This window comes from Pseudoalteromonas sp. MMG012 (assembly GCF_018100875.1).
GTDB classification, from domain to species: Bacteria; Pseudomonadota; Gammaproteobacteria; order Enterobacterales; family Alteromonadaceae; genus Pseudoalteromonas; species Pseudoalteromonas aurantia.
Genome location: NZ_JAGJEF010000064.1, coordinates 1 through 23,896, shown reverse-complemented (window position 1 = coordinate 23,896; position 23,896 = coordinate 1). Strand labels below are relative to the sequence as shown.

Here is a 23,896-nt window from a genome sequence, read left to right as displayed (position 1 = left end):
TTAGCCATCTGATGCAGCAACAGTACAGCTGCTTGGCAACCAAGATGTTTTCGCTGTTCCAGTGGCTGCGCCAGTACATGTCCACTCAGTAATTGTAAACCCAGCGGTAAAGTTAGCAGCAGTGGCAGCATTGTCACCATTTTGTGGCGTAAGGACAATTGTTAAACCAAGCAGGTCATCAGCAGCAGTGGCAGTAATGGCGCCTGTAGTTGTAATTGCGACAGCTGAAACATATTTGGTGGCTTTAAAGTCTGCAGAGCAGTCAGCTGGGCTCGCGCCTACTTGTGCTTTTTCAGATGCACATGTTTTAACCGTACTTGCGGCAAGCATAACTTCCGTTGCTTTTGCTCTATTAGTGTAATCACTGTATTGAGGTAATGCAACTGCGGCTAAAATACCAATGATTGCAATTACAATCATTAATTCAATAAGGGTAAAACCACCCTGGTGTTGTTTAGTCATGATGTGTCTCCTAAAGGATGTATATCTAACTTTAATTACAAAGTTAGGTGATTATTAAAATTATTGCAATAGCTGGCAACCTCGCGAAACCCTTTCGGCTTTGCGATACTTTGACTCATATTCCTTTATTAACTCTGTTGCTTTTGTTAACAAAGTTTAGAATATTGAGTCAATTTATCCAAATGAACCTATGATATTTATCAATGATTTATTTGGGTTTCCTAGTTTAACTCTGTTATCACCGCAACACATTGTATCTATATTATCGGTCATTACTGGCTAATACTTTAATAACAATTACTGATAGTAACAAGAAAAATTAATGATATTTTAGCCTGTAACTAAGCAAAAAGCTGAAACTAACCATACTTTATCATCAATTTAACCATTATTGATAAATTTTTTGTTACATTCTGGTTCTTTGTTCGTATTAAAGTTTTTTTTCACTTACCTGTCAATTGATTAGGTGGCTATTTTTGACTTGATCACCCTCTTATTGATCTCGATTAAGTATCGAAACGCATGGAAAGGTCGATACTTTGTAAGTTTTTTGTAAGTGCACCGCTAGAAATAAAGTCCACACCAGCTTGCGCATAAGTAGTAAGGGTCTCGATTGTCATATTACCAGAGACTTCTAATTTGGCTTTCCCTTGAGTGAGTGCGACAGCATTTTGAATATCAGGCACGCTGAAGTTATCAAGCATAATAATATCTGCACCTGCTTCCAGCGCTTGCTTTAACTCATCTAAGTTTTCGACCTCAACTTCTACCGCTTTGTCTGCATGATTCGCTTTGGCTTGAGTAACAGCTGCATTTATCCCACCACATGCAGCGATGTGGTTTTCTTTGATTAAAAAAGCGTCAAATAAACCTATTCTATGGTTTTTACCACCGCCACAGGTGACCGCATATTTTTGCAATGCACGTAGGCCTGGGATTGTTTTTCGCGTATCAAGTAGTTGTGTATTACTGCCTTTAAGTACAGCAACGTACTGTGCGGTTGTGGTTGCTGTCCCACTGAGTGACTGGACAAAGTTTAAAGCGGTACGCTCAGCAGTTAATATTGCGCGGGCCGACCCTTTAGCTGTAAATAATTTAGTGTTTGCAGTCACTTTCTCACCATCTTTGACTAATACATTCACTACAACACTCGGGTCAACCTGTTTGAATACTTCTAAAATTAAGTCTGCGCCACAAAATATGCAATCTTCACGCGTAATAACAAAAGCATTTGCTTGTTGTGCTTCAGGGATCAATTGTGCGGTAATATCACCATCACTGGCTGTTTGAAAATTTAAGTCTTCATTTAATGCTTGGGTCACCAATGAAGTAATGAGTTCAGATGTGATGAGTTGGCTTTGCATAGTACCGTCACTTATATGTTTATATTTAAGAGAATTCAGTAAATTTTACTGCGTAGCGGACTATTACACAATCAAGGTAGTGAATTTAAATAAAGCTTGTTATGGTAAAAATAGATTAAATGATTAAATAAGTGAATGACATGACTCAACGAGATTGGTCGAATTTGGCATCTCCTCGTCCTTGTACATTTTTTGATGACAGACCAGATAGTGAAGAGATATCATTGTTGGTGATTCATAATATTTCCCTACCAGCGGGGCAATTTGGTACGCCTTATGTTGATAGTTTATTTACTGGGCAGTTAAATTGTGATGCACATCCGAGCTTTTCTGATTTACGAGGATTAAAAGTGTCGGCACATTGCTTTATCCGTAGAGATGGCTCCGTATTGCAATATGTCCCATTTGGTAAACGGGCTTGGCATGCTGGGGTCTCAGAGTTTGCTGGACGAGCAAGATGCAACGACTTTAGTATAGGTATAGAGCTTGAGGGAACAGATTGCATAGAGTATTCCACTGAGCAATATGCTAGTTTAGCTGCATTGACCCGAGAAATTAGGCACTATTATCCTGCTATTTCACTGGATAGAATTGTGGGGCATTGTGATATAGCACCGGGAAGAAAAACAGACCCTGGCGCTATATTTAAGTGGCAAAAACTTTTAGATTTAATTACATAGAAAGAGACAGGTTATGATCTTAATCTCTATTATTCTTGCTTTGGCATTAGAGCGATTAGGTGCACGTAGTTTACATTGGCAAATAGATTATTATTTGACGCGTTATTTGAAGTCAGGCTACGACAATAAGACTATCAGTAAACTGTTAAACAAAGATATGGGGTTCATATCTTACTTACTGCTTCCCGTGCTTTTGATTGCTGCGGTATATCAAATTTCAGATTTCATAGTTTGGCAGTTCACTATAAATACAGTTTTGCTCCTTATATGTTTTGGGTGTGCCGTGCCGAGGAAAAAGTATAAAGGCTATCTGAATGCCTTAACGCGCGGAGACAAAGAAGCCGCTACACTTTATGCGTTGCAAATGGGCCAAATTAGGACTGAGTGTGAGCAAGACGGGGAGTGGTTCGGGCAAACGCTAGCATGGATAAACTTCCGTTATTATTGTGCTGTGATGTTTTGGTTTGTGCTATTAGGCATACCCGGCGCTGTGTTATACGCATCAATTCGTTCAGCGTTTGATATTGCGAGTGAGCAATCACAAACATCACCTTATGCACGCCACCAAGTACGATTAAATGCATTATTGTTTATATTAAACTGGCTACCCGCACGACTTACGAGTTTTGGTTACTTGATTATTGGTAACTTCTCTAAAGGAACACACCATTTTATTAAGTATGCACTGGACTTTTCAACATCAAACCGCAAACTTGTAACGACAACAGCGTTAGCAGCAGAGCAAATAGAGCAGCACTATGTTGGATGTACTTATGAGGCAACATGCATGATGCGATTAGTGAAACGTAATGTATTGCTGTTTTTAGCACTTGTTGCATCTTTAACTCTATTTGGGTTGTTAGCTTAGCTTAGCGTGATATACGGGCCCTGATTAATGCAGAAGCCCGTCTAACCACTGTTTTTTGCGTTCTAACATGGCTTTGACAAGCCGCGGCTCAACATCAAGTTGACGTATTGCTTCATCACTAATATCGATTAAGTCACACACACCGGTTACAGACCAAAGTGCCTCTTCTAGATCCTTAGCTTTGTGTAATGCGTAGTGACTGACGTATCGTAATTCATTTGCCAAGTAATCGGTATCAGGACGACCGGTTTTTGAAATATGCAAATGGAATACAAATAGTATGTCTTTCTTAATCGCTTTTTTCAAAAATAAGTAAAGCGGCTCTATTGGTTCATCAAAAGCAATACATTGACTTTTTATCGCATCGGATAGGTGTTCTTTGGTACTGTCGAAACGAACAAATACAGTATATTTTAAAGGCTTATCTTGGCGGCTAATATGACGGAATGCCTCGTTTAAATGCTCTTCAATGAAGTTCTCGGGGAACAGATTGGTGGCATCTAAGTGCTCAACGCCCCCTTTATGATAGGCCATTAATAATTTGTGCAGATTTGTTGGGTATAGGCCAAGGCCGATAGCACCAATATTAAATAGTGCCGATTCTTTATGAATATATAGTGGAAATTGGCATACACTTTTTGTGACCATGTTTCTGAGTGCAGTAGATAACCCCGGGATTTTTGGTGTTTCTTCACATGCGTGCAGCTTAGTTTTGTTCATATCGATAAGCTGTTTAAAAAACTCCATTCCGACATGAGGTAAATCTGTTAACCTGCTGACCTTGAGATTGATAATGGTTTTAGATTTACTGACAGCCATAACTTCATATCTAAGGTTATTCAGTTGATGTTGTTTGGTTATTTTTTGCAAGTCGGGCAGTTCTAAATGAACAATATCACCTTTTTTAACGGTCGAAGGTGATGGTGTCTCGAGTTGTAACCCCATCACTGAAAAGTCTCGGGTATTACCAGAGTCAGCGTGTTCAGAATCAACGTGCATGGTGACGGCTGTTTTGTATAAATAGCGCTTATGAGAGCGTAAGTTTACGTATTCTAACGCAACAACTTCGAGTGATGGCGGGTTTGTGGCTTTACCATGGCCAAATGCTTTTAGCTTATTTACTGAGTTACTATCAAATTGATGGGCTTGATAAGCATTTAATTGCTGTTTACTTGAAATATCAGTTAGTAGCATCAAGAATTTTACGTCTTGGATAATACCTTGCACTCGAGGCGTCGGTCTTTTGTTGAGCTTTTCGACATTCTTTCCTGCGCTAAGAGGTAAAGATAGAGGAATAAAGGCATCTTCGTGATGGCTAGGCATGAGCTGAACTTTATAGGTACGCCAGCTCTCTTTTTGGCTACCAAAGCCAAGAAACAAGGCTTTGAGTTCTGGATGTTCGTCAAGTTCATATCCAAAGGCTGAATAGTAGTATATTTTGCCACCATTGGAGTGTGTGAAAGTATACACCGTCGCTTCTTTGACTGCGTTTGGAAATGCAAGTATTCGCGCTAACCTACTTTGACTAAAAATACTATATAAGCATGAAATTTTACGTTCGTCTTCAAAGTAGTAGTTTATGTATGCGTTATTTTCATTTGTTAGCGCAATGGTCGGAAGTAAATGTTTGCCTTTCTTTGCGAAGTATATGAATAATGAGCTCACCCTAGGTAAATAAAATTGTTCATATCCTTTACATACAACCGCATCCATTGTGTTATCGAGGTTTATTTTATAGCGGCGCTTATTTCCATGTATAAAGCTCTGTAAAAATTCATCAAATCCAGAGTTATTTTCAATAAAGGTCCGTTTTAGACGTATGTGTTGGTAGTCCCTCGAAACAGGCTCAACAGCAACAACTTCATATTGAACCCCTCCTTTTAATCCCAACTCAAAGTCTTGTTCTAAGCCAACCAATCTAATACCAATGAGTTGCTCTGGTACAAGAGAGTAATTTGGAGAAAGCTTTATCTTTGCACCACTGAGGGAAATGTCAGATGTAGTGGCCGATACAGTGCCTTCTTTACCTAAGTCAACGGTAATTTTAATCGAGTAATTCATTCGCTCTTCACAGCGGCTTTCATAGGAAGCAAAGCGTATAAGCTTTGTTCCATTGGCTAGCTGCTTTTCAGATTGTGAAGATGCCCCTTGCTCATCTAGGTTTTTTTGCATCACCTTGTAATTATTTTCAGTGTGCATTACTGCTTCGTATACAGCTAAAGTATATTTTCCATGTCTTGCTAATTCTTCCTCAAATACATCAATAGCAACATTGTCCATAAAGTGCTGCTTACCATCATGTTCGTAAGGTTTAACTTCACCAGCGACTTGGCCTCGTAAGTCAATAAATCGGGCTACTGGCTGAGAGAGTCGAGACATCTCCATTTTTAATAAGAATTGATCTGGTTTTGACAGCGAAGAAGTCGTTTGTGCAAAAATTTGGTCAAAATTAGGATCGCCTAATTGCAACTTTAAATCGTCGATGAGGGGTTGATATTTTTGCAGCTTATCTTCAGCCATAAATGAACCGTATTCTTACCTGTATTCTTGCCCTGAGGCTATATCGTTATAATTTTCTAAATACTTAGCCAATACTATGACAATATTAGGTCATAGTTAACATTATTCGTAAACAATTACAGAAACTCAGCTTGTTAGTGCCAGTATTTCGTATATATTGCCGGATAAGTTAGATTAAAAATTAATTAAGCAATAAGTGTGCCTTTATTATGGTGAAAAAGAAAACTGCGTTTGTGTGTAATGATTGCGGTGCGGAATTTGCGCGTTGGCAAGGGCAATGCTCAGAATGTCGCGCTTGGAATACGGTGACAGAGTTTAGAGTACCGTCGGTGAAAGCACCACCAAAAGGTTCAGCAATGTCTGGGTATGCAGGTATGGTTGAAGCAACAGTACAAACTCTGGATGAAGTGAATTTAGAAAGTCTACCGCGTTTTTCAACAGGTTTTAAAGAGTTCGATCGAGTGCTTGGGGGCGGGGTTGTACCTGGAAGTGCAATTTTGATAGGGGGATCTCCCGGTGCCGGTAAAAGTACAGTGTTGTTGCAAACGATGTGTTTACTTGCTGAATCAATGAACACGCTCTATGTGACAGGTGAAGAGTCTCTGCAGCAAGTCGCTATGCGAGCCCATAGGTTAGGTTTACCGACCAACAAATTAAGGACATTAGCTGAAACCAATGTAGAAACGATTTGTCAGTTAGCGTTGAAAGAAAAGCCAAGCATTATGGTTATTGATTCAATTCAAGTCATGCATATGAGTGATGTTCAATCAGCCCCTGGAAGTGTATCTCAAGTGCGAGAAAGTGCGGCGTATTTAACGCGTTTTGCGAAGCAAAATCAGGTTGCTATTTTTATGGTTGGTCATGTCACAAAAGATGGCTCTCTTGCGGGCCCTAAAGTATTGGAGCACTGTATAGATTGTTCTATCTTACTTGAAGGGAGTAGCGACAGTCGATTTCGAACCTTACGAGGTAACAAAAACCGTTTTGGAGCCGTCAATGAGTTGGGGGTTTTTGCGATGACAGGGCAAGGGCTTAAAGAGGTCAGTAACCCATCGGCTATTTTCCTTAATCGGGGAGAAGAGCAAACACCAGGGTCTTTGGTGATGGTTATTTGGGAAGGAACGCGTCCATTGCTTGTTGAAGTGCAGGCTCTGGTGGATTATTCACAGCTCGCAAACCCTAGAAGGGTAACGGTTGGCTTGGAACAAAATCGACTCGCTATGTTACTTGCTGTCTTGCACCGCCATGGAGGTTTGCAAGTTGCTGACCAAGATGTGTTTGTTAATGTTGTGGGCGGCGTTAAAGTGTCGGAAACAAGTGCTGATTTAGCACTTATTACCGCACTGGTGTCGAGTTTTAAGAATTATGCATTAGACCGTGAGTTAGTGGTATTTGGTGAAGTCGGGCTTGGCGGTGAAATTAGGCCTGTACCCAGTGGCCAGGAAAGGTTAAAAGAGGCTGCTAAGCATGGCTTTAAACGTGCTATTGTACCAAGTGCAAATAAACCAAAGGAAATCATCGAGGGTATGGAAGTCATCGCTGTTAACTGCTTAAGTGATGCCCTTGAAGCTTTATTTTAAAATGGAAAAATAGATGAAAAAATCAGTCATTATGTTGCTAGTCACAGGCGCACTTGCAGCAGGGTATGTGGCATTGCAATCACATATGAATCAAGTTGTTGATGAGAAATTACAAACCCAACTAGCTATTGCTGTTGGGGATTCAGGTATGCAGTTTGACTATGCCGATGCCTCAGTGAATATGTTTAATGGTAATATTGTTGTCAATGGTCTGATGGTTTCGGACCCACAAGGTGTATCGGCTTTTGGAATTGAGGAAATTGCTCTTATTGGTTATGAAGAAGAAAGCATTAGTGAGTTTACGCAAGTAAACATCCATGGTTTTTCGCTCTTTGAAGCGATTAAAAACAATAGTCTTGATACGCCCAAGCCTTTATTGGATGCGAAGTATGATTTTAGTACGTCATTGGCCTTTGATGCTGAAACAGGATATAGCCAATTAAAGTTGGCATTAGCAGCACATAATATCGCACAGTTTGACTTTGATATGGAGCTCAACAATAGCGGCCCTTTAATGGATGTATCTTTTGATATGCAAAAGCAGCAAAGTGTTGCCGCGTTAACTGTGGAAGAACAGCTACAGATACAAACTAAACTTATGGGTGCAATGCAGCAGCTGGCTCCAAAATCTCTACAGCTTCAGATCGAAAATAAAGGCCAATTGGCACAACTATTGGATGACCAAGTAGCGATGGCTGGACTAGATCAAGTGAGTTTTGAAAATATGCTACAAATGCAACTGACACAAGCGCCGCTTCCACAGATTGCAAAGGACGCAATTGTTGCATTTGTACAAGGGAAAGAATCACTGCGTGTTTCAGTATCTCTACCAGGTGATAGTGATATTCAAACAGTATCACAACATGTAATGTCTCTTGCAGAACAGCCTGAAGAATTAGCTAAATTAATGAACTTGGAAGTTCACGGAAAATAGCTTAACAACAGACTTTTATCCGATGATCAGGTGTATTTAGCCATGTTAAACACTATTTACACCTATCTGTGAGTTACTATTAATGTAAGATACGTGCTCTTATAGTCCCTTCCACCGCGCTGAGCTCTTTTAATGCGACTTCTGAATGATCGCTATCTACGTCAATCACGACATAACCAATGGAGTCGTCAGTTTGTAGATATTGCGCAGCAATATTGATACCGTGTTGCGCAAAAGCTTGGTTTATTTGCGTTAATACTCCGGGGCGGTTTTGGTGTACATGGAGTAAACGGCTGCGATTGGCAAGCTCAGGTAAAGAAACCTCAGGAAAGTTAACTGCACTTAAAGTTGAGCCATTATCAGAGTATTTAGCAATTTTTCCAGCGACTTCAATACCAATATTTTCTTGTGCTTCTTGTGTAGAACCGCCAACGTGTGGAGTTAAAATCACATTATCAAATTCTCGTAATGGGGAAATAAACTCTTCATCGTTAGATTTAGGCTCTGTAGGGAATACATCAATCGCAGCTCCAGCTAACTTTTGGTCACGTAAAGATTCAGCTAATGCATCAATATCGACAACAGTACCTCGAGACGCGTTGATTAAAATAGCGCCGCGTTTCATAACCTCTAGCTCAGCTAAGCCAATGAGGTTCTTAGTCGATGGTGTTTCAGGAACGTGGAGACTAATAACATCAGCTCGTTGTAATAAATGAGTTAAGTTCTGTACTTGTTGTGCATTGCCTAAAGTGAGCTTATCTTCAATATCGTAAAACTCTACTCGCATTCCGATATTTTCAGCCATGATCCCAAGTTGAGTGCCAATATGTCCATAACCAATGATCCCGAGAGTTTTACCTCTAGCTTCATACGAGCCGATTGCTGATTTTAGCCATTCTCCACGATGTGCCATCGCATTTCTTTGTGGGATCCCTCTAAGCAGTAATAAGATCTCACCTAATACTAGCTCTGCAACAGAACGGGTATTCGAAAAAGGGGCATTAAATACAGCGATACCACGCTCTCTTGCAGCGTTGAGTGCAACTTGGTTAGTCCCAATGCAGAAGCACCCCACAGCGACTAACTTTTCTGCTGCGTTAAGCACTGACTGAGATAAATGTGTACGAGAGCGGATCCCAACGAAGTGGACATCTTTGATCCGCTCAATCAATTCACTTTCAGGTAGCGACGTTTTGACATAATCAATATTACTATAACCATTACGTTTAAGTGTTTCTACAGCACTTTGGTGAATACCTTCTAGGAGTAGTATTTTGATTTTCTCTTTAGCTAACGATACCGTACTCATGTCTCATTCCTGTTAATTTATATTGGGACCCTCAGGGGTGCCGGTTATAACAATATCAGCGCCGCGTTGTGCAAATAAGCCATTTGTCACTACGCCCACGATTTGGTTTATTTTCTCTTCAAGTTGCTTTGGCTCTAAGATACTTAAGCCATGAACGTCTAAGATAACATTGCCATTATCCGTTGTTACGCCATGTCTATATACCGGATCGCCACCTAGCTTTAACAATTCTCGTGCGACATAGCTTCTCGCCATTGGAATAACTTCAACGGGCAATGCAAAAGTACCAAGTGTTTCGACATGCTTGGTATTGTCAACGATGCAGATAAATTTATTTGCTACTGCAGCAACTATTTTTTCTCGAGTTAAAGCAGCACCACCGCCTTTGATCATGTCATTACTATGATTTATCTCATCAGCGCCATCTATGTAAACGTCGAGCTGAGCCACATCATTGAGTTCAAATACTTCAATACCGAGTGCTTTAAGCTTCTCTGTTGATGCCTCAGAACTAGAAACAGCGCCTTTAATGGTGTCTTTAATTGAGCCAAGTGCATCTATAAAATGGTTAACGGTAGACCCAGTGCCTACGCCAACGATGGTATTTTCTTCTATGTAATCCAGTGCAGCCCATGCAGCCGCTTTTTTCATTTCATCTTGGGTCATCACGCAATTCACTTTGTTATCAAAATTTATCGCAGTATACCTCAAAATATCTGATTAAATACCTGAGATATAATTTACCAAGTATAAAATTTAGTGGGCGTTAATATATGTTGCAGTGGCACGTCCCAAGCCGCTATTGGTAACTTTTCAACTTTTTGACAGTCATGAGCTAAACCTAAGACAATGGGCTTTGCGATGTTGTTACGATAATAATTGGCCAAAGTTTTATCGTAATAGCCCCCCCCCATACCAAGTCTGTTCCCAAACTCATCAAAGGCAACCAGTGGTGTAAATAAGTAATCTAGAGAGTACAAAGGGCATATATGACTGCAATTCAATTCAGGTTCCAAGATAGCATAGCGGTTATGGACCATGGGTGAATTTTTTTCATACTTTTGAAATAGTAATGTAGTGCCGTTAAAAGGGTGGATTACGGGCAGGTATACAGTGTGATTTTCTTTTATAAGATACTGAATTAATTTATTTGTTTTGAGTTCTCCATCATTGCTTAAATAAAGGGCGATTTTGGCGTTTTTAGGTGGTTTTACATATTGAAAAAAATTAATACAAAGGGCTGTTTCGGCTGTTTTTTGCGCTTCACACGTCAGAGATTTACGTGCATTTCTAACTGACTGGCGAATTTTTGCGCGATCCTGTCTGTGTTTGTCGCAAGCATATTGAAATGTGTTACTCATAGTTACATTGCTACGAGGTTAGGAAAAGCAATCGCAAGTGCCAATATGATTAATAATATGATGAGTATCGCACCCAAGCCATATTGAACTGTTTTGCTGCGCTTCGGGGGAGGGGAGTCTAATTCAAGCTCTTCGAAGAGTTCATCATCTTCCCATTGTTCTGAGGCTTTTTCATTACTTTCAGGGAGTTGTTCAGGAAGGCGCTGCTCTAATTCTTCCAAACGTTCTTCAATTCGAATTAAACTACTTGTAATATAGTCTAAGGCACCAAACAATCTCTCATCACGTTGGCTTTGAGCGAGCTGTGAAGTAGAGGGAGAACTAGCTGGTTGAAGTTTTGCTTGTATGCCCAATGAAGCAAGTAGTTTAAGCTGCTTAGTACTTTTTTCTTTATCTGCGATGGAGAATAGGGGTTTGCCTGCAAAGAACGCTTGTACTTTTGACTCTGGAATTTTCAGCTTTTGGCTTAACTTTGTGGTCGCTTCTGCGGCTGAGATACCTTCATTTAAGCTCGTAAATACAACGCGATATTTGTCCGTCATGAGCGCAATCCTAATAATTATACTATTGGATTGAGTATACCCAATTTTTCATGTGATGCGAATCACACAGATACTGCGGTAATAAAAGAAAGGCCAGCGAGCGCTGGCCTTATTAGAGATAATTATAGTTCTCTAGCGATGGCACGATAGGCTATATCAGTACGATATTCGACACCATCCCATTGTATATCTGCAGCCAAAGCATATGCACGCTTTTGTGCTTCAGTCACCGTATGTCCTAGTGCGGTTGCACACAACACTCTCCCACCGGCTGTAACAACATGCTCACCGTCTTGCTTGGTACCAGCGTGAAATACCTTTTCGCCTTCAGCATAGCTCTCCTGTAATCCAGAGATAACATCGCCTTTTGGATAACTTGCAGGGTAGCCTTTCGCTGCTAATACCACACCAACAGCTGCACGTGGGTCAAATTTAATTGTTGTGCTATCAAGCTCTTGTCGGTTAGCAGCTTCAATCAATTCAACAAGATCTGATTGCAAACGAAGCATAATTGGTTGCGTTTCAGGGTCACCAAAACGACAGTTATATTCAATCACTTTAGGTGTACCATCAGCAGCAATCATCAGACCTGCGTATAAAAAGCCTGTATATGGGTTACCTTCATTTGCCATACCATTGACGGTTGGAAAAATAACTTCATCCATGATCCGTTGATGAATGTCGCCTGTGACAACGGGTGCTGGGGAGTATGCCCCCATACCACCAGTGTTTGGACCTAAATCGCCATTAAATGCACGTTTATGATCTTGACTGGTGGCGAATGGTAACACATTTTTGCCATCAACCATTACGATAAATGAAGCTTCTTCACCTTCAAGAAACTCTTCAATTACGACACGGCTACCAGCTTCACCAAATGCATTACCAGCGAGCATGTCGCGAATGGCCTCTTCAGCTTCAGCTTCTGTCATGGCGACAATGACACCTTTACCTGCCGCTAAGCCGTCTGCTTTGATCACAATCGGAGCACCTTTTTCTTGCAAGTACGCAAGCGCAGGCTCGATCTGTTCAAAAGTTTGGTAGTCAGCAGTAGGAATGTTATGTCGCGCTAAAAAGTCTTTGGTGAACGACTTTGATCCTTCAAGTTGTGCGGCTGCAGCAGTAGGACCAAAAATAGCAAGGTCTTCTTCACGGAAGCGGTCAACAACACCTAGCACCAAAGGTACTTCTGGGCCTACAATGGTAAGTTCAACATTGTTTTCTTTTGAAAAAGATACCAGTGAATCTAGATCTTCCACCTTGATATCAATATTTTCTAATTTAGGCTCAAGCGCCGTACCTGCATTACCAGGTGCGACAAAAACAGTTTTTACTGAAGGGTTTTGAGCGGCTTTGAACGCAAGAGCGTGTTCACGACCGCCACTGCCAATGACCAGTACATTCATGGCTTAATTTTCCTATTAAAGCTTTTTAAATTTGAGCGTCATGCGGTCACTTTCCCCAATCGCTTTATATTGATCTGCATTTTTATCACCCAATGCTAAGCGTGGTGGCAATGTCCAAACACCTTTTGGGTGATTAGCACTGTCTAAGGGGTTAGCGTTCACATCACTTTCAGCCACTAATTCGAATCCTGCTTTTCTCGCTATATCAACGACATAACTTTGTTTCATATAGCCAGATCGTTTTTGATCAGCATCATCACGATGTTCAGGCAAACGGTGTTCAACCACACCGAGTACACCGCCGGGTTTGAGTGCTTTGTTAAATGCTTGAAATGCATTTAATACACCTTCATCACCTTGACGCATATACCAGTTATGGACATTTCTAAATGTAAGCACCATATCAGCAGAGCCTGTCGGCGCTATATCTGAATGTGTAAGCGGTGCAAATTCGGTTATTTTAACTTCGCTAAAACGGTTATCTTTTGTAACTTTATCTTTAAAGCCAGCTAAAGAGCGTTGATAGTACTTAACCTCTGAGTCTGCTGGGAAGTGCGCAGCATATAGAGTACCGTTGCCTTTAACAGCAGGTGCAAGTATCTCAGAATACCATCCTCCCCCAGGTGCAATTTCTACCACGGTCATATCAGCTTGTAGACCGAAGAAATCAAGTGTTTCAACAGGGTTTCGATACTGATCACGCGCACGATTTTTTTCCGTACGCTCAGCATTATTTGCAGCAGAAACGAGTTCAGAAGCGGCTTGAGAGCCTGAGTTTCCATTACTAGCACAGCCGGCAATAGCGGCTACGATACTTGCTGCAAGAAGTGTTTTTAATCCAAATTTCATTTTTCTGTCCTTCACTTTTGTGATTGTGTTTTAAGCAGAATACTTGAATTTAGGGCAAACAAAAAGCACGAAACGATAAACGTTTCGTGCGAGTAGATTAATGGCGGAAGTGACGCATGCCAGTTAATACCATTGCCATACCAGCTTCATCAGCTGCAGCAATGACTTCTTCGTCACGCATTGAGCCACCAGGCTGTATGACGGCAGTAATACCAGCAGCAGCTGCTGCATCAATACCATCGCGGAATGGGAAGAATGCATCAGATGCCATGACTGAACCTTTCACTTCTAAGTTTTCATCAGCGGCTTTTATACCAGCAATTTTAGCTGAATAAACGCGGCTCATTTGACCCGCACCAACACCAATCGTCATTCCGTCACGCGCATAAACAATTGCGTTTGACTTAACAAATTTAGCGACTTTCCAGCAAAATAGTAAATCTTTAAGCTCTTGCTCTGTTGGTTGGCGTTTTGACACAACTGTTAAGTCATCAAGCGTAACCATGCCTTGGTCGCGATCTTGAACTAAAATACCACCATTGACGCGCTTGATATCAGATTGGGTTGTTTTCGCATCCCATTGTCCACATTCTAGTAAACGAACGTTTTTCTTTGCAGCAACAATTTTCGCCGCTTCTTCACTGATACTTGGGGCAATGATTACTTCTACAAACTGGCGTGCAACAATTGCTTCGGCTGTCGTTGCGTCTAGCTCACGGTTAAATGCAATGATACCGCCGAAAGCTGATGTTGGGTCTGTTTTGAAGGCTCTGTCGTATGCAGCTAAAATGCTTTCGTCAACGGCCACTCCACATGGGTTTGCATGTTTCACAATCACACATGCAGGTGCGTCAAATTCTTTGACACATTCAAGGGCTGCATCGGTATCAGCAATATTGTTGAAAGAAAGCGCTTTACCTTGTAACTGTGTTGCGGTTGCAACAGATGCTTCTTGTAAATCATTCTCAACATAAAAAGCCGCATCTTGGTGAGAGTTTTCACCATAGCGCATGTCTTGCTTTTTAGTGAACTGCATATTGATAGTGCGTGGGAACTTAGTCTCAACGGCTGCTTCTTCAGTGTAGTCAGGCACCATTTTACCAAAGTAATTGGCAATCATACCGTCGTACTGTGCTGTGTGCTCATAAGCGGCAATAGCAAGATCAAAGCGTGTTTGGTAGGTTGTTGAGCCATTGTTTTCGTTCAGCTCAGTAATAACGCGGGTGTAGTCTTGCGCATTAACAACAATAGTCACATCTTTGTGATTTTTTGCTGCTGCACGGACCATCGTTGGGCCGCCGATATCAATGTTTTCAATTGCATCTTCAAGGCTGCAGTTAGCTTTTGCAACAGTTTGTGCAAAGGGGTATAAGTTAACCACAACCATGTCAATTGCAGAAATATCGTTTTCTGTCATAACGCCTTCATCTTGACCGCGACGGGCTAAGATGCCGCCATGCACTTTCGGGTGAAGTGTTTTAACGCGGCCATCCATGATTTCAGGGTGACCTGTATAGTCAGATACTTCCGTGGCAGCAATGCCGTTATCAGCTAATAATTTATATGTACCGCCAGTTGATAAAATTTCAACGCCTTGTGCACTCAGTGCTTGGGCTAATTCAACGATACCGGTTTTATCTGACACACTTAATAGTGCGCGACGAATTGGACGATGTATATCCATGATGGTTAGGGTTTCCTCAATGATAAGTTAAGGGCTAGCTTAGAAGGGCGCTATTTTAGCCTATCTAGGAGAAGAAAACGATGGAAAAGACAAAAGTGCGGTTGAGAAAATTACAATTTATTTGGTTAGCAAGGATTTAATGTAAAGATAAGGTGTTAACCAAGAATAAAGTCAGCGAGAAAAATACGCTATAAAATACAAAAAGCACAATTAAGTGCTTTTTGTATTTAGTATGAATTAAGCAGAGCTTAGTTCATGCCATATTTTTTTAGCTTCTTACGAAGAGTACCACGATTGATACCTAATAAGATTGCTGCACGTGTTTGGTTACCACGTGTATACGTCATTACTTCTTCAAGTAATGGCGCTTCTAGCTCAGAAAGAACAAGGTCGTATACGTCTTGTACATCTTGACCATTAAGCTGCTTTAAATAGTGGTGAACAGCTTTTTTTACTGCATCACGTAAAGGTTGCGGTTTCTCTTGTGACTGAACATGAGCGTTAGTGATAAATGGAGAAGTCACATTTTGTTCGAACATCGTATGTCTCTTTCTTTCTTAGTTAGCTGCTAGTGTTTCAAAGTATTTTTCCAATGCCTCGATTTGCTCATTTGGCGCTTCGAGGGCATTGAATACTCGCCTAAACTGACCTGCTTGGTCATGGGTTTGCAAATACCAAGATACATGTTTACGTGCGATACGCGCTCCCATTGGCTCCCCGTAAAACTGATGAAGATTAATTAAATGCTCCATCAAAATACTACGTACTTCAGATATTTCTGGCGTAGGTAGGTGTTTTCCAGTTTGCAAAAAGTGGTCTATCTCCCTAAAAATCCAAGGGCGACCTTGGGCGGCTCGACCAATCATGATGGCATCTGCACCCGTATATTCCAGTACCTGCTTCGCTTTCTCTGGTGATGTGATATCACCATTGGCAACCACTGGTATTGATACCGAACGCTTTATATCCCTAATCGTGACATATTCAGCCTCACCTTTGTACATACACGCTTTTGTGCGGCCATGTACAGCAAGTGAAGCAATGCCATTACGTTCAGCAATTTTGGCAATCTCAACGCCGTTACGATTTTCCGTATTCCATCCTGTGCGGATTTTAAGTGTTACAGGTACCTCAACAGCATTTACTACCGCATCAACTATCTCTTCCACTAAATCTGGATATTGTAACAATGCTGAGCCTGCCAGCTTTTTATTCACTTTCTTTGCGGGGCAGCCCATATTGATATCTATGATCTGTGCCCCATTTGCAACATTGAACTGAGCTGCTTGCGCCATTAATTCCGGGTCGGCACCAGCAATTTGTACTGAACGAACGCCTGACTCACCACTATGATCCATGCGGTTCATCGATTTGTCAGTTTTCCATACCTTTGGATTTGAAGACATCATTTCCGAAACAGCTAACCCTGCCCCTAATTGGCGGCAAAGTTGCCTAAACGGTCTATCTGTGATCCCTGCCATAGGGGCCACAATAATGTTGTTATCAAGTTGGTAAGGACCAATACGCACAGTAGTTCAATCTGCCTCTTTTCAAGGGGCGCTAAGTTTACGGCTTTTTTTGCAAAAATCAAAGGCTATAAATTGAACATTATTGCTTTTTTTTTAAACTTAGTGGGTTGACTTTTTATAACAGTTTGAGAGTTCGATTTATTTGACTGTTTTTTAATCTGAATTTTTCATGTTGATTGAAAAATGTTCAGACTGTTTTATGAGAATAAAAGGTAAAGCCTGTTAAAGCGAGGCTTTACCAGTTACAAACTACTAACTCTCACGGATATTTTTATGGCCACTTACACGTGTCCATTCACCCTCTTGTGCAATGTCATCAAGTTGAATAAATGGCGCGTAAACTGTTGCAACAGACTGAGCTTGCTCTTCTAAAATTCCTGACATGGCGATTTCACCACCTGGTTTTAGAAATGCTAAAATGATTTCGTGCAGCTCTCGCAGAGGTTGAGCGAGAATATTGGCAACCACAATATCAGCACTAAATTCAGGTTGGTTTTCCGGTAAATAGACTTCAAGCTGATCAGCAACACCATTGCGGCCTGCATTATCTTTACTTGCAGCGAGTGCCTGAGGGTCGATATCGATACCGATCACGCGCTCAGCGCCAAGCTTAATGGCTGCAATGCCTAGGATGCCTGAGCCACAGCCAAAATCAACGACGGTTTTACCGGTTAAATCTTGGCGTTCTAGCCACTTTAAGCACAGTGATGTGGTAGCATGAGTCCCGGTGCCAAACGCAAGGCCAGGATCGAGTAATACATTGACTGCATCTGGTTCAGGAATATCTCGCCAGCTTGGACAGATCCACAGGCGCTCGCCAAACTTAATTGGGTGAAAGTTATCCATCCACTCACGTTCCCAGTCTTTGTCCTCAAGCTGCTCAATCTTATAGGTAAGCTCAGAGTCACTATTGGCTTTGAGGTAAGCAACGACTACATCCATATCATGAGCTGCATCGAAAAGGCCAATAACAAGCGTATCAGGCCATAAGATCACTTCGCCTGGCTTAGGCTCGTAGACAGGATTATTGCTGGCGTCCATAAAGGTCACTGAAGGGCAGCCAACATCCAGTAATAAGTCACTAAGTTGGTCGGCAGAGTCTTTGTTTGCGTGAATTCGGATTTGGATCCAAGCCATGATTATTCCTAATAAATATGTCAACAAAAAGGCCGCTAAAGCGGCCTTTTTAGATAAAAATCTTTTTGTAAAAAGGGATTAGCCTTTTACATCTAAGAAGCTTTTTAATAGATCTGAGCGAGAAGGGTGGCGTAACTTACGTAATGCCTTCGCTTCAATCTGACGAATACGTTCACGGGTTACGTCAAACTGCTTACCTACTTCTTCAAGTGTATGGTCGGTATTCATATCAATACCAAAACGCATCCGTAATACTTTCGCTTCTCTTGCTGTTAAGCCTGCCAGCACTTCATTGGTGGCACCACGAAGGCTTTCCATTGTTGCTGAATCAATCGGAGACTCAATCGTTGTGTCTTCGATGAAATCACCAAGATGTGAGTCTTCATCATCACCAATGGGCGTCTCCATTGAGATTGGCTCTTTGGCAATTTTCAGTACTTTACGAATTTTGTCTTCTGGCATCATCATGCGCTCAGCCAGCTCTTCAGGGCTAGGCTCACGACCCATTTCTTGCAGCATTTGACGTGAAATACGATTTAATTTATTAATCGTTTCAATCATGTGCACAGGAATACGGATTGTTCGTGCTTGGTCAGCAATTGACCGTGTAATAGCCTGACGGATCCACCACGTTGCATAAGTTGAGAACTTATAACCACGGCGGTATTCAAACTTATCTACCGCTTTCATCAAACCAATGTTACCTTCTTGGATCAGATCCAAGAATTGTAAGCCTCGGTTGGTGTATTTTTTCGCAATAGAGATTACAAGACGTAAGTTTGCTTCAACCATTTCTTTTTTCGCACGGCGGGCTTTTGCTTCACCAATACTCATGCGACGGTTGATGTCTTTTATACGCTCGATGCTCAGGCCGGTACTTTCTTCAATTACACTCAGCTTATTGATGCAGCGTTCGATTTCAGGCTTTACTTCAGCTAGTTTAGCTGAATATTTTTCGCCAGCAGCGATTTCAGCGTCAACCCATGCCATATCCGTTTCGTTGTTGGCGAAATGCTTAACAAATGTTTTCTTTGGAACTTTTGCTATTTGTACAGCTTGCTTCATAACAATACGTTCTTGAACCCGAACACGGTCCATCATTTCACGCATATTGTTAACCATACGATCAAACTGTTTAGGTACAAGTTTGAAAGTACGGAATAAGTCACCAATTTCCTGAATTGCAACTTGCGCATCAGGGTGTGAACGGCCTTTAGATTCAAATACTTTACGAGCTGCTGTATATAACGAACGTAACTTTTCAAAGTGCTCGCGCGCTTCTTCAGGATCTGGCCCTGTGTCTACCTCATCTTCGTCATCGTCGTCGTCAGACTCATTGTCTTCATCGGCTAAATCTTTATCACTTAGCTCAGAACCAATGTGTGTTGCAGTAATTTGTGTCTCTTCAGCATCAGGATCAAAGAAACCAGAAACAATGTCACTAAGGCGCATTTCTTCTGCTTCAAATTTATCCCATTGTTCAAGTAAATAAGTAATTGCTTCAGGGTACTCTGCGACAGAGATTTGTACCTGATTGATACCTTCTTCAATTCGCTTAGCGATTTTTATTTCGCCTTCACGAGTTAATAGCTCAACAGTACCCATTTCACGCATGTACATACGCACAGGGTCTGTTGTACGACCAATTTCTTTTTCTACCGTTGCCAATGCCGCTGCAGCAGCTTCAGCTGCGTCTTCATCGGTTGTGGTTTCCTGCATCATCAATTCATCGGCATCAGGCGCATTTTCAGCAACCTTAATACCCATATCATTGATCATGCTTATAATATCTTCTACTTGATCTGAGTCTATTATGTCTTGTGGAAGGTGATCGTTAACTTCTGCAAACGTTAAGTAACCTTGCTCTTTACCTTTCTGAATCAGAAGTTTGAGTTGTGACTGAGGAGTTTGATCCATAGAGAATTATGCTTCCACTCTGATAAGTTGATACAACAGGCGCCAGTTACTACACCTGAATAATTTACGTGACGCACGTGAATAGAACATTATAACAGCAAAAATTAATTTTGACTAGTTCTTCTGCTAGTCAAAGCTTGAGTTAATAATGCACATTCTAGTCTTTCATCACTATTTAGGCCCTGAGTTTTGTCTTTTATTAATAATGTCTCTAACCGAAAATTTAAACACTGATCTTCAATAAATTTGAAAGTATGCTGAAATTCTTTTACTAGAGCTTGCTCATCGATGTCATGGCGCCACACTGCGAGTTTTCTCAAGGAGTCATATTCAGGCTGATCACGAAAAGACTCTAGGAGTTGAGCACTCGTGTATTGTGGATGCTGTAAACATACTGATTGAAGTCTTAATAGCAATTCAATACCGGGTATTTTCATTAACGCTAAGTCAGGTAAGTACTCAATATTTGTTGCTAATTTAGGATATTGTACAAGTAAACCTATCGCTCTGCGCATCGGAGTCACTTTAAATTTGCGCTCAATGTTTTGCTGTTGCTTTGGTGTCGTGAGTTTTGTACTTAGTTGTTCACGTGTACGGCCAATTAATTTTGCAAGGGTATTAAGCAAACCTTCTTGGTAGTACTCGCTGGGTACTTTACTAATGAGTGGTAATGCATCACTCATTAACTTAGCTTTGCCAGCATCTGAAGTTAATTCACAGCTTTGCGCTAATTTATTAAAAAGTACTTTAGAGAAGTCATCAGCTGAGTGGTAGCGGGCCTCAAATGCATCTTTACCTTCTTGCTGCACTAATGAGTCAGGATCTTCGCCATCAGGTAAAAATACAAATTGTAATGCTTTCCCGTCTTTTAAGTTCGGTAAAGCATGTTCAAGTGCGCGCCATGCAGCATCGCGCCCAGCTCTATCTCCATCGTAGCAACATATTACTTTGTCGGTTGTACGAAATAGAGTTTGCATATGTTCTGCGGTTGTTGCTGTGCCTAAAGCTGCTACTGAATAAGAAATTCCTTGCTCAGCAAGTGCGACTACATCCATATACCCTTCAACAATGAGGATTTGCTCAAGTTTATTGTTCGCTTGTTTAGCTTCGTATAAACCATACAGCTCAAACCCTTTGTGAAAAATACGGGTTTCTGGGGAGTTTAAGTATTTAGGTCCTTGATCTGCGCCCATTACACGCCCACCAAAGGCAATAACACGCCCTCGTTTGTCTCTGATAGGGAACATTAAGCGGTCACGAAAAAAGTCAAACTGTCGACCTGGTGTTTTTTCTGAGGCGAGCTTTAATTCAACGAGCTGCTGTTTATGTGCGTTTGTGCGGCCGATTTGTTGACATAAGCTTTCCCATTCAGGAGGTGCGTAGCCCATCATGTAACGTTGAACGGTTTCTCCTGAGAGCCCTCGACCTTTGACATACTCAATTACATTAGCTGCATTTTTATGATGTTTAAGTTGGTGCTGATAAAACTGTGCGGTTTGTAACATCAAGTCATAATCTGAACGTTTTTGTTCAATACTGCGTTCAGGAGCTCCAGAGCCATGCTCTCGAGGTACTTCGAGGTTAAGTAAGTTTGCCAGCTCCTCGATCGCATCAACAAACTCGAGCTTGTCGTACTCCATAATAAATGAAATAGCATTACCATTCGCACCACAGCCAAAACAATGATAGAACTGTTTGTCTCTAGCGACGGTAAAAGAAGGGGATTTTTCGTTATGGAATGGACAGCAAGCTTGATAATCTTTACCTGCTTTTTTTAATCCGATACGCGCGTCTATAAGATCGACAATATCGGTTCTGGCAAGCAAGTCATCAATAAATTGTCTTGGGATTTTTCCAGCCATATGCTATGTCGCTATTGTAGCGTTCCTAACAAAAATTTAATGCTTATACGAAGAAACCGAGCGCAAGGCTCGGTTTACTTAATCATACTTTATGTATGTTGGGACTATGCGCTTAATCGTTGTTTAATTAAACCTGAGATTTTGCCCATATCGGCGCGACCTTCAGCTTTAGACTTGATTATACCCATAACTTTACCCATGTCTTGCATACCTGCAGCACCAGTATCGGTAACAGCAGAATCAATCAAAGCAATGATTTCTTCATCAGTCAAAGGCTGAGGCAAGAAAGTTTCAAGCACTTTGATTTCATTAGCTTCAATTTCAGCTAAATCTTCGCGACCAGCATCAGTAAACTGAGTATATGAGTCACGACGTTGCTTAACCAGTTTCACTAGTACAGAGGTAATATCTGCGTCATCTAGTGTTACACGGTTATCAATTTCACGCTGTTTAATTTCAGCAAGTACCATACGAATTGCACCAAGACGAATCTTGTCTTTTGCGCGCATGGCATCTTTCTGTGCGTCTTTTAGCTTAATTAAAAGGCTCATTTATACAAGACCTAAACAAATTAGTATAATTTAACGCGACGTGCGTTTTCGCGAGAAAGCTTTTTCATATGACGCTTTACTGCAGCAGCTTTTTTACGCTTACGCTCTGCTGTTGGCTTTTCATAATGCTCGCGACGACGAACTTCTGAAAGGATACCTGCTTTTTCACATGAACGCTTGAAACGACGAAGTGCTACGTCAAATGGTTCGTTCTCTCTTACTTTAATTACTGGCATTAAAAATTCACCTACCTAATTAATGAGCTATGCTCACGCTGATCAAAGATTGATCAAGTGGTTCAAAAATGGTGCGGTATTGTAATCTGAAGCCTTACCATATGTAAAGCTTAAATTAGCGCAAATTAAATGCTTGCTAGCGCCGAACGTTGATATAGCTTACAAAGTACTTGTCCTGCTTGCTTTTCTTTTAATAACAGCCACTCCTTTGGGGCGCTAAAATCGAGCTCTTTTTCAATTTCAACGTAAATAATAGCGTCATTAGTAAGCCAATTATGGGTTTCTAAAGCATGGCAGCAAAGATGCGCGAAGTCTTTTCTAAAAGGGGGGTCTACAAATACTAAGCTATATGGTTTGCCTGTATTTCCTTTTTCTAAAAAAGTAATACTATTGTTATTAAATATCTGTGCATGGTTTAGTTCTAATGTATCGATATTTTTTTGTATTTGTGCCGCCGCATATTTGTCTAATTCGATAAAATCAGTATGCTCAGCAAAGCGTGATATTGCTTCAAAACCAAGGCCACCAGAACCCGCAAAACAGTCTAATACTCTGGCGTCTCTGGTATCTTGCATTAGCCAATTAAACACAGTTTCTTTCATTCTATCCGTTGTGGGCCTTAATCCCTCAACGTTTTTGACTGGCAGCTTTCTGCCTCGGAATTTTCCGCTAATAATTCGAATAAATCCATCGGCGTTTACTTTTTTAACAGGGGTTTTCTTTCTCATTGTATGCCAGTTCGCACTATCTGAATGTTTCATATGTTATAAATCACTTAGCGTGCATTTTTCATCCCTTAGGAACATGTTACACTGCGCAGCAATTTTTAATTTTAGGTCAGCTTTATCCCCTTACTTTTAATGCTAACTATTGGTAAGTAGGAAGATAAGGCTGATCATACACGTTGTTTTGGGCAGGCTCTGTCATCGGAGTCAACTCAAAACTGTAGTTTAGTTTATCAGATTTATTGACATGGTATTTAGCGAGTATGGGAAAAAAGAATAAATTTTTGTCTTGGTTAGGTTTTGGCAAGAAAGAAGCTGAACAGCAAGCACAACAAGAGTCACAAGAAGGGCAACTCGCTAAAGAGCAAGCAAAGCAACTT

The 23,896-nt window shown here is 41.0% G+C and carries 22 protein-coding genes; 4 read left to right on the top strand and 18 right to left on the bottom strand.

The features are described from left to right. The gene (locus J8L97_RS23580; RefSeq protein WP_282098556.1) at positions 1–462 is read right to left on the bottom strand and encodes a prepilin-type N-terminal cleavage/methylation domain-containing protein; all 462 of its coding nucleotides are present in this window, start codon (positions 460–462) and stop codon (positions 1–3) included. 506 nt (positions 463–968) lie between these two features. Continuing rightward, positions 969–1,826 carry a carboxylating nicotinate-nucleotide diphosphorylase gene (nadC, locus tag J8L97_RS17800; protein WP_211051862.1) on the bottom strand — a complete coding sequence of 286 codons (858 nt, stop codon included), beginning with the start codon at positions 1,824–1,826 and terminating at the stop codon, positions 969–971. Between the two features lie 140 nt (positions 1,827–1,966). Here nadC and ampD point away from each other — a divergent pair, with 140 nt between their 5' ends. Both ampD and ampE read left to right on the top strand, forming a co-directional pair. After that, entirely contained in the window at positions 1,967–2,506 is a 540-nt protein-coding gene (gene ampD, locus J8L97_RS17795) for a 1,6-anhydro-N-acetylmuramyl-L-alanine amidase AmpD (RefSeq protein ID WP_211051861.1), read from the top strand. Positions 2,507–2,519: 13 nt separating this feature from the next. Further along, positions 2,520–3,374, top strand: coding sequence for a beta-lactamase regulator AmpE (gene ampE / locus J8L97_RS17790; protein WP_211051858.1), 855 nt, complete (start codon positions 2,520–2,522; stop codon positions 3,372–3,374). A gap of 24 nt (positions 3,375–3,398) precedes the next feature. On the opposite strand, the gene J8L97_RS17785 is transcribed toward ampE, so the two are convergent. Continuing rightward, complete coding sequence (locus tag J8L97_RS17785) at positions 3,399–5,894, bottom strand: PilZ domain-containing protein (protein ID WP_211051856.1); 2,496 nt, start codon at positions 5,892–5,894, stop codon at positions 3,399–3,401. A gap of 209 nt (positions 5,895–6,103) precedes the next feature. Between J8L97_RS17785 and radA the strand changes: the two genes are divergently transcribed. Together radA and J8L97_RS17775 are read left to right on the top strand one after the other, a co-directional pair. Beyond that, positions 6,104–7,474, top strand: a complete 1,371-nt coding sequence (radA, locus tag J8L97_RS17780) for a DNA repair protein RadA (RefSeq protein ID WP_192508614.1) — start codon at positions 6,104–6,106, stop codon at positions 7,472–7,474. Positions 7,475–7,487: 13 nt separating this feature from the next. After that, positions 7,488–8,408 (top strand): hypothetical protein, encoded by a 921-nt coding sequence (locus J8L97_RS17775; RefSeq protein WP_211051854.1) that lies wholly within the window; start codon positions 7,488–7,490, stop codon positions 8,406–8,408. Between the two features lie 79 nt (positions 8,409–8,487). Here J8L97_RS17775 and serA read toward each other — a convergent pair whose 3' ends face one another. From serA to rsmD, 15 genes are all read right to left on the bottom strand, one after another. Beyond that, positions 8,488–9,717: a phosphoglycerate dehydrogenase gene (serA, locus tag J8L97_RS17770; protein ID WP_192508612.1), complete on the bottom strand. Its 1,230-nt coding sequence runs from the start codon at positions 9,715–9,717 to the stop codon at positions 8,488–8,490. Between the two features lie 12 nt (positions 9,718–9,729). After that, complete coding sequence (rpiA, locus tag J8L97_RS17765) at positions 9,730–10,383, bottom strand: ribose-5-phosphate isomerase RpiA (protein WP_211051879.1); 654 nt, start codon at positions 10,381–10,383, stop codon at positions 9,730–9,732. 74 nt (positions 10,384–10,457) lie between these two features. After that, complete coding sequence (locus tag J8L97_RS17760; protein ID WP_211051853.1) at positions 10,458–11,078, bottom strand: 5-formyltetrahydrofolate cyclo-ligase; 621 nt, start codon at positions 11,076–11,078, stop codon at positions 10,458–10,460. A 2-nt stretch (positions 11,079–11,080) separates the two neighbouring features. Then, positions 11,081–11,620, bottom strand: a complete 540-nt coding sequence (locus J8L97_RS17755) for a hypothetical protein (protein ID WP_192508610.1) — start codon at positions 11,618–11,620, stop codon at positions 11,081–11,083. Positions 11,621–11,742: 122 nt separating this feature from the next. Further along, positions 11,743–13,026: a phosphoribosylamine--glycine ligase gene (gene purD / locus J8L97_RS17750; RefSeq protein ID WP_211051852.1), complete on the bottom strand. Its 1,284-nt coding sequence runs from the start codon at positions 13,024–13,026 to the stop codon at positions 11,743–11,745. Between the two features lie 15 nt (positions 13,027–13,041). Further along, positions 13,042–13,875, bottom strand: a complete 834-nt coding sequence (locus tag J8L97_RS17745) for a class I SAM-dependent methyltransferase (protein WP_211051851.1) — start codon at positions 13,873–13,875, stop codon at positions 13,042–13,044. A 97-nt stretch (positions 13,876–13,972) separates the two neighbouring features. Further along, positions 13,973–15,559 (bottom strand): bifunctional phosphoribosylaminoimidazolecarboxamide formyltransferase/IMP cyclohydrolase, encoded by a 1,587-nt coding sequence (gene purH / locus J8L97_RS17740; RefSeq protein WP_211051850.1) that lies wholly within the window; start codon positions 15,557–15,559, stop codon positions 13,973–13,975. Between the two features lie 248 nt (positions 15,560–15,807). Then, complete coding sequence (fis, locus tag J8L97_RS17735; protein WP_005491017.1) at positions 15,808–16,098, bottom strand: DNA-binding transcriptional regulator Fis; 291 nt, start codon at positions 16,096–16,098, stop codon at positions 15,808–15,810. 18 nt (positions 16,099–16,116) lie between these two features. Beyond that, positions 16,117–17,088, bottom strand: a complete 972-nt coding sequence (gene dusB / locus J8L97_RS17730; protein ID WP_211051849.1) for a tRNA dihydrouridine synthase DusB — start codon at positions 17,086–17,088, stop codon at positions 16,117–16,119. 252 nt (positions 17,089–17,340) lie between these two features. Beyond that, the gene (gene prmA, locus J8L97_RS17725; RefSeq protein ID WP_192508605.1) at positions 17,341–18,225 is read right to left on the bottom strand and encodes a 50S ribosomal protein L11 methyltransferase; all 885 of its coding nucleotides are present in this window, start codon (positions 18,223–18,225) and stop codon (positions 17,341–17,343) included. A gap of 78 nt (positions 18,226–18,303) precedes the next feature. Further along, positions 18,304–20,142, bottom strand: coding sequence for an RNA polymerase sigma factor RpoD (gene rpoD / locus J8L97_RS17720; protein WP_192508604.1), 1,839 nt, complete (start codon positions 20,140–20,142; stop codon positions 18,304–18,306). Between the two features lie 104 nt (positions 20,143–20,246). Then, on the bottom strand, positions 20,247–22,004 hold the full coding sequence (gene dnaG / locus J8L97_RS17715; RefSeq protein ID WP_210997219.1) for a DNA primase: 1,758 nt from the start codon (positions 22,002–22,004) through the stop codon (positions 20,247–20,249). 104 nt (positions 22,005–22,108) lie between these two features. Then, positions 22,109–22,555, bottom strand: coding sequence for a GatB/YqeY domain-containing protein (locus J8L97_RS17710; RefSeq protein WP_211051848.1), 447 nt, complete (start codon positions 22,553–22,555; stop codon positions 22,109–22,111). 20 nt (positions 22,556–22,575) lie between these two features. Beyond that, positions 22,576–22,791: a 30S ribosomal protein S21 gene (gene rpsU, locus J8L97_RS17705; protein ID WP_010362466.1), complete on the bottom strand. Its 216-nt coding sequence runs from the start codon at positions 22,789–22,791 to the stop codon at positions 22,576–22,578. Positions 22,792–22,916: 125 nt separating this feature from the next. Next, on the bottom strand, positions 22,917–23,519 hold the full coding sequence (rsmD, locus tag J8L97_RS17700; protein WP_211051877.1) for a 16S rRNA (guanine(966)-N(2))-methyltransferase RsmD: 603 nt from the start codon (positions 23,517–23,519) through the stop codon (positions 22,917–22,919). Positions 23,520–23,896 lie beyond the last annotated feature (377 nt).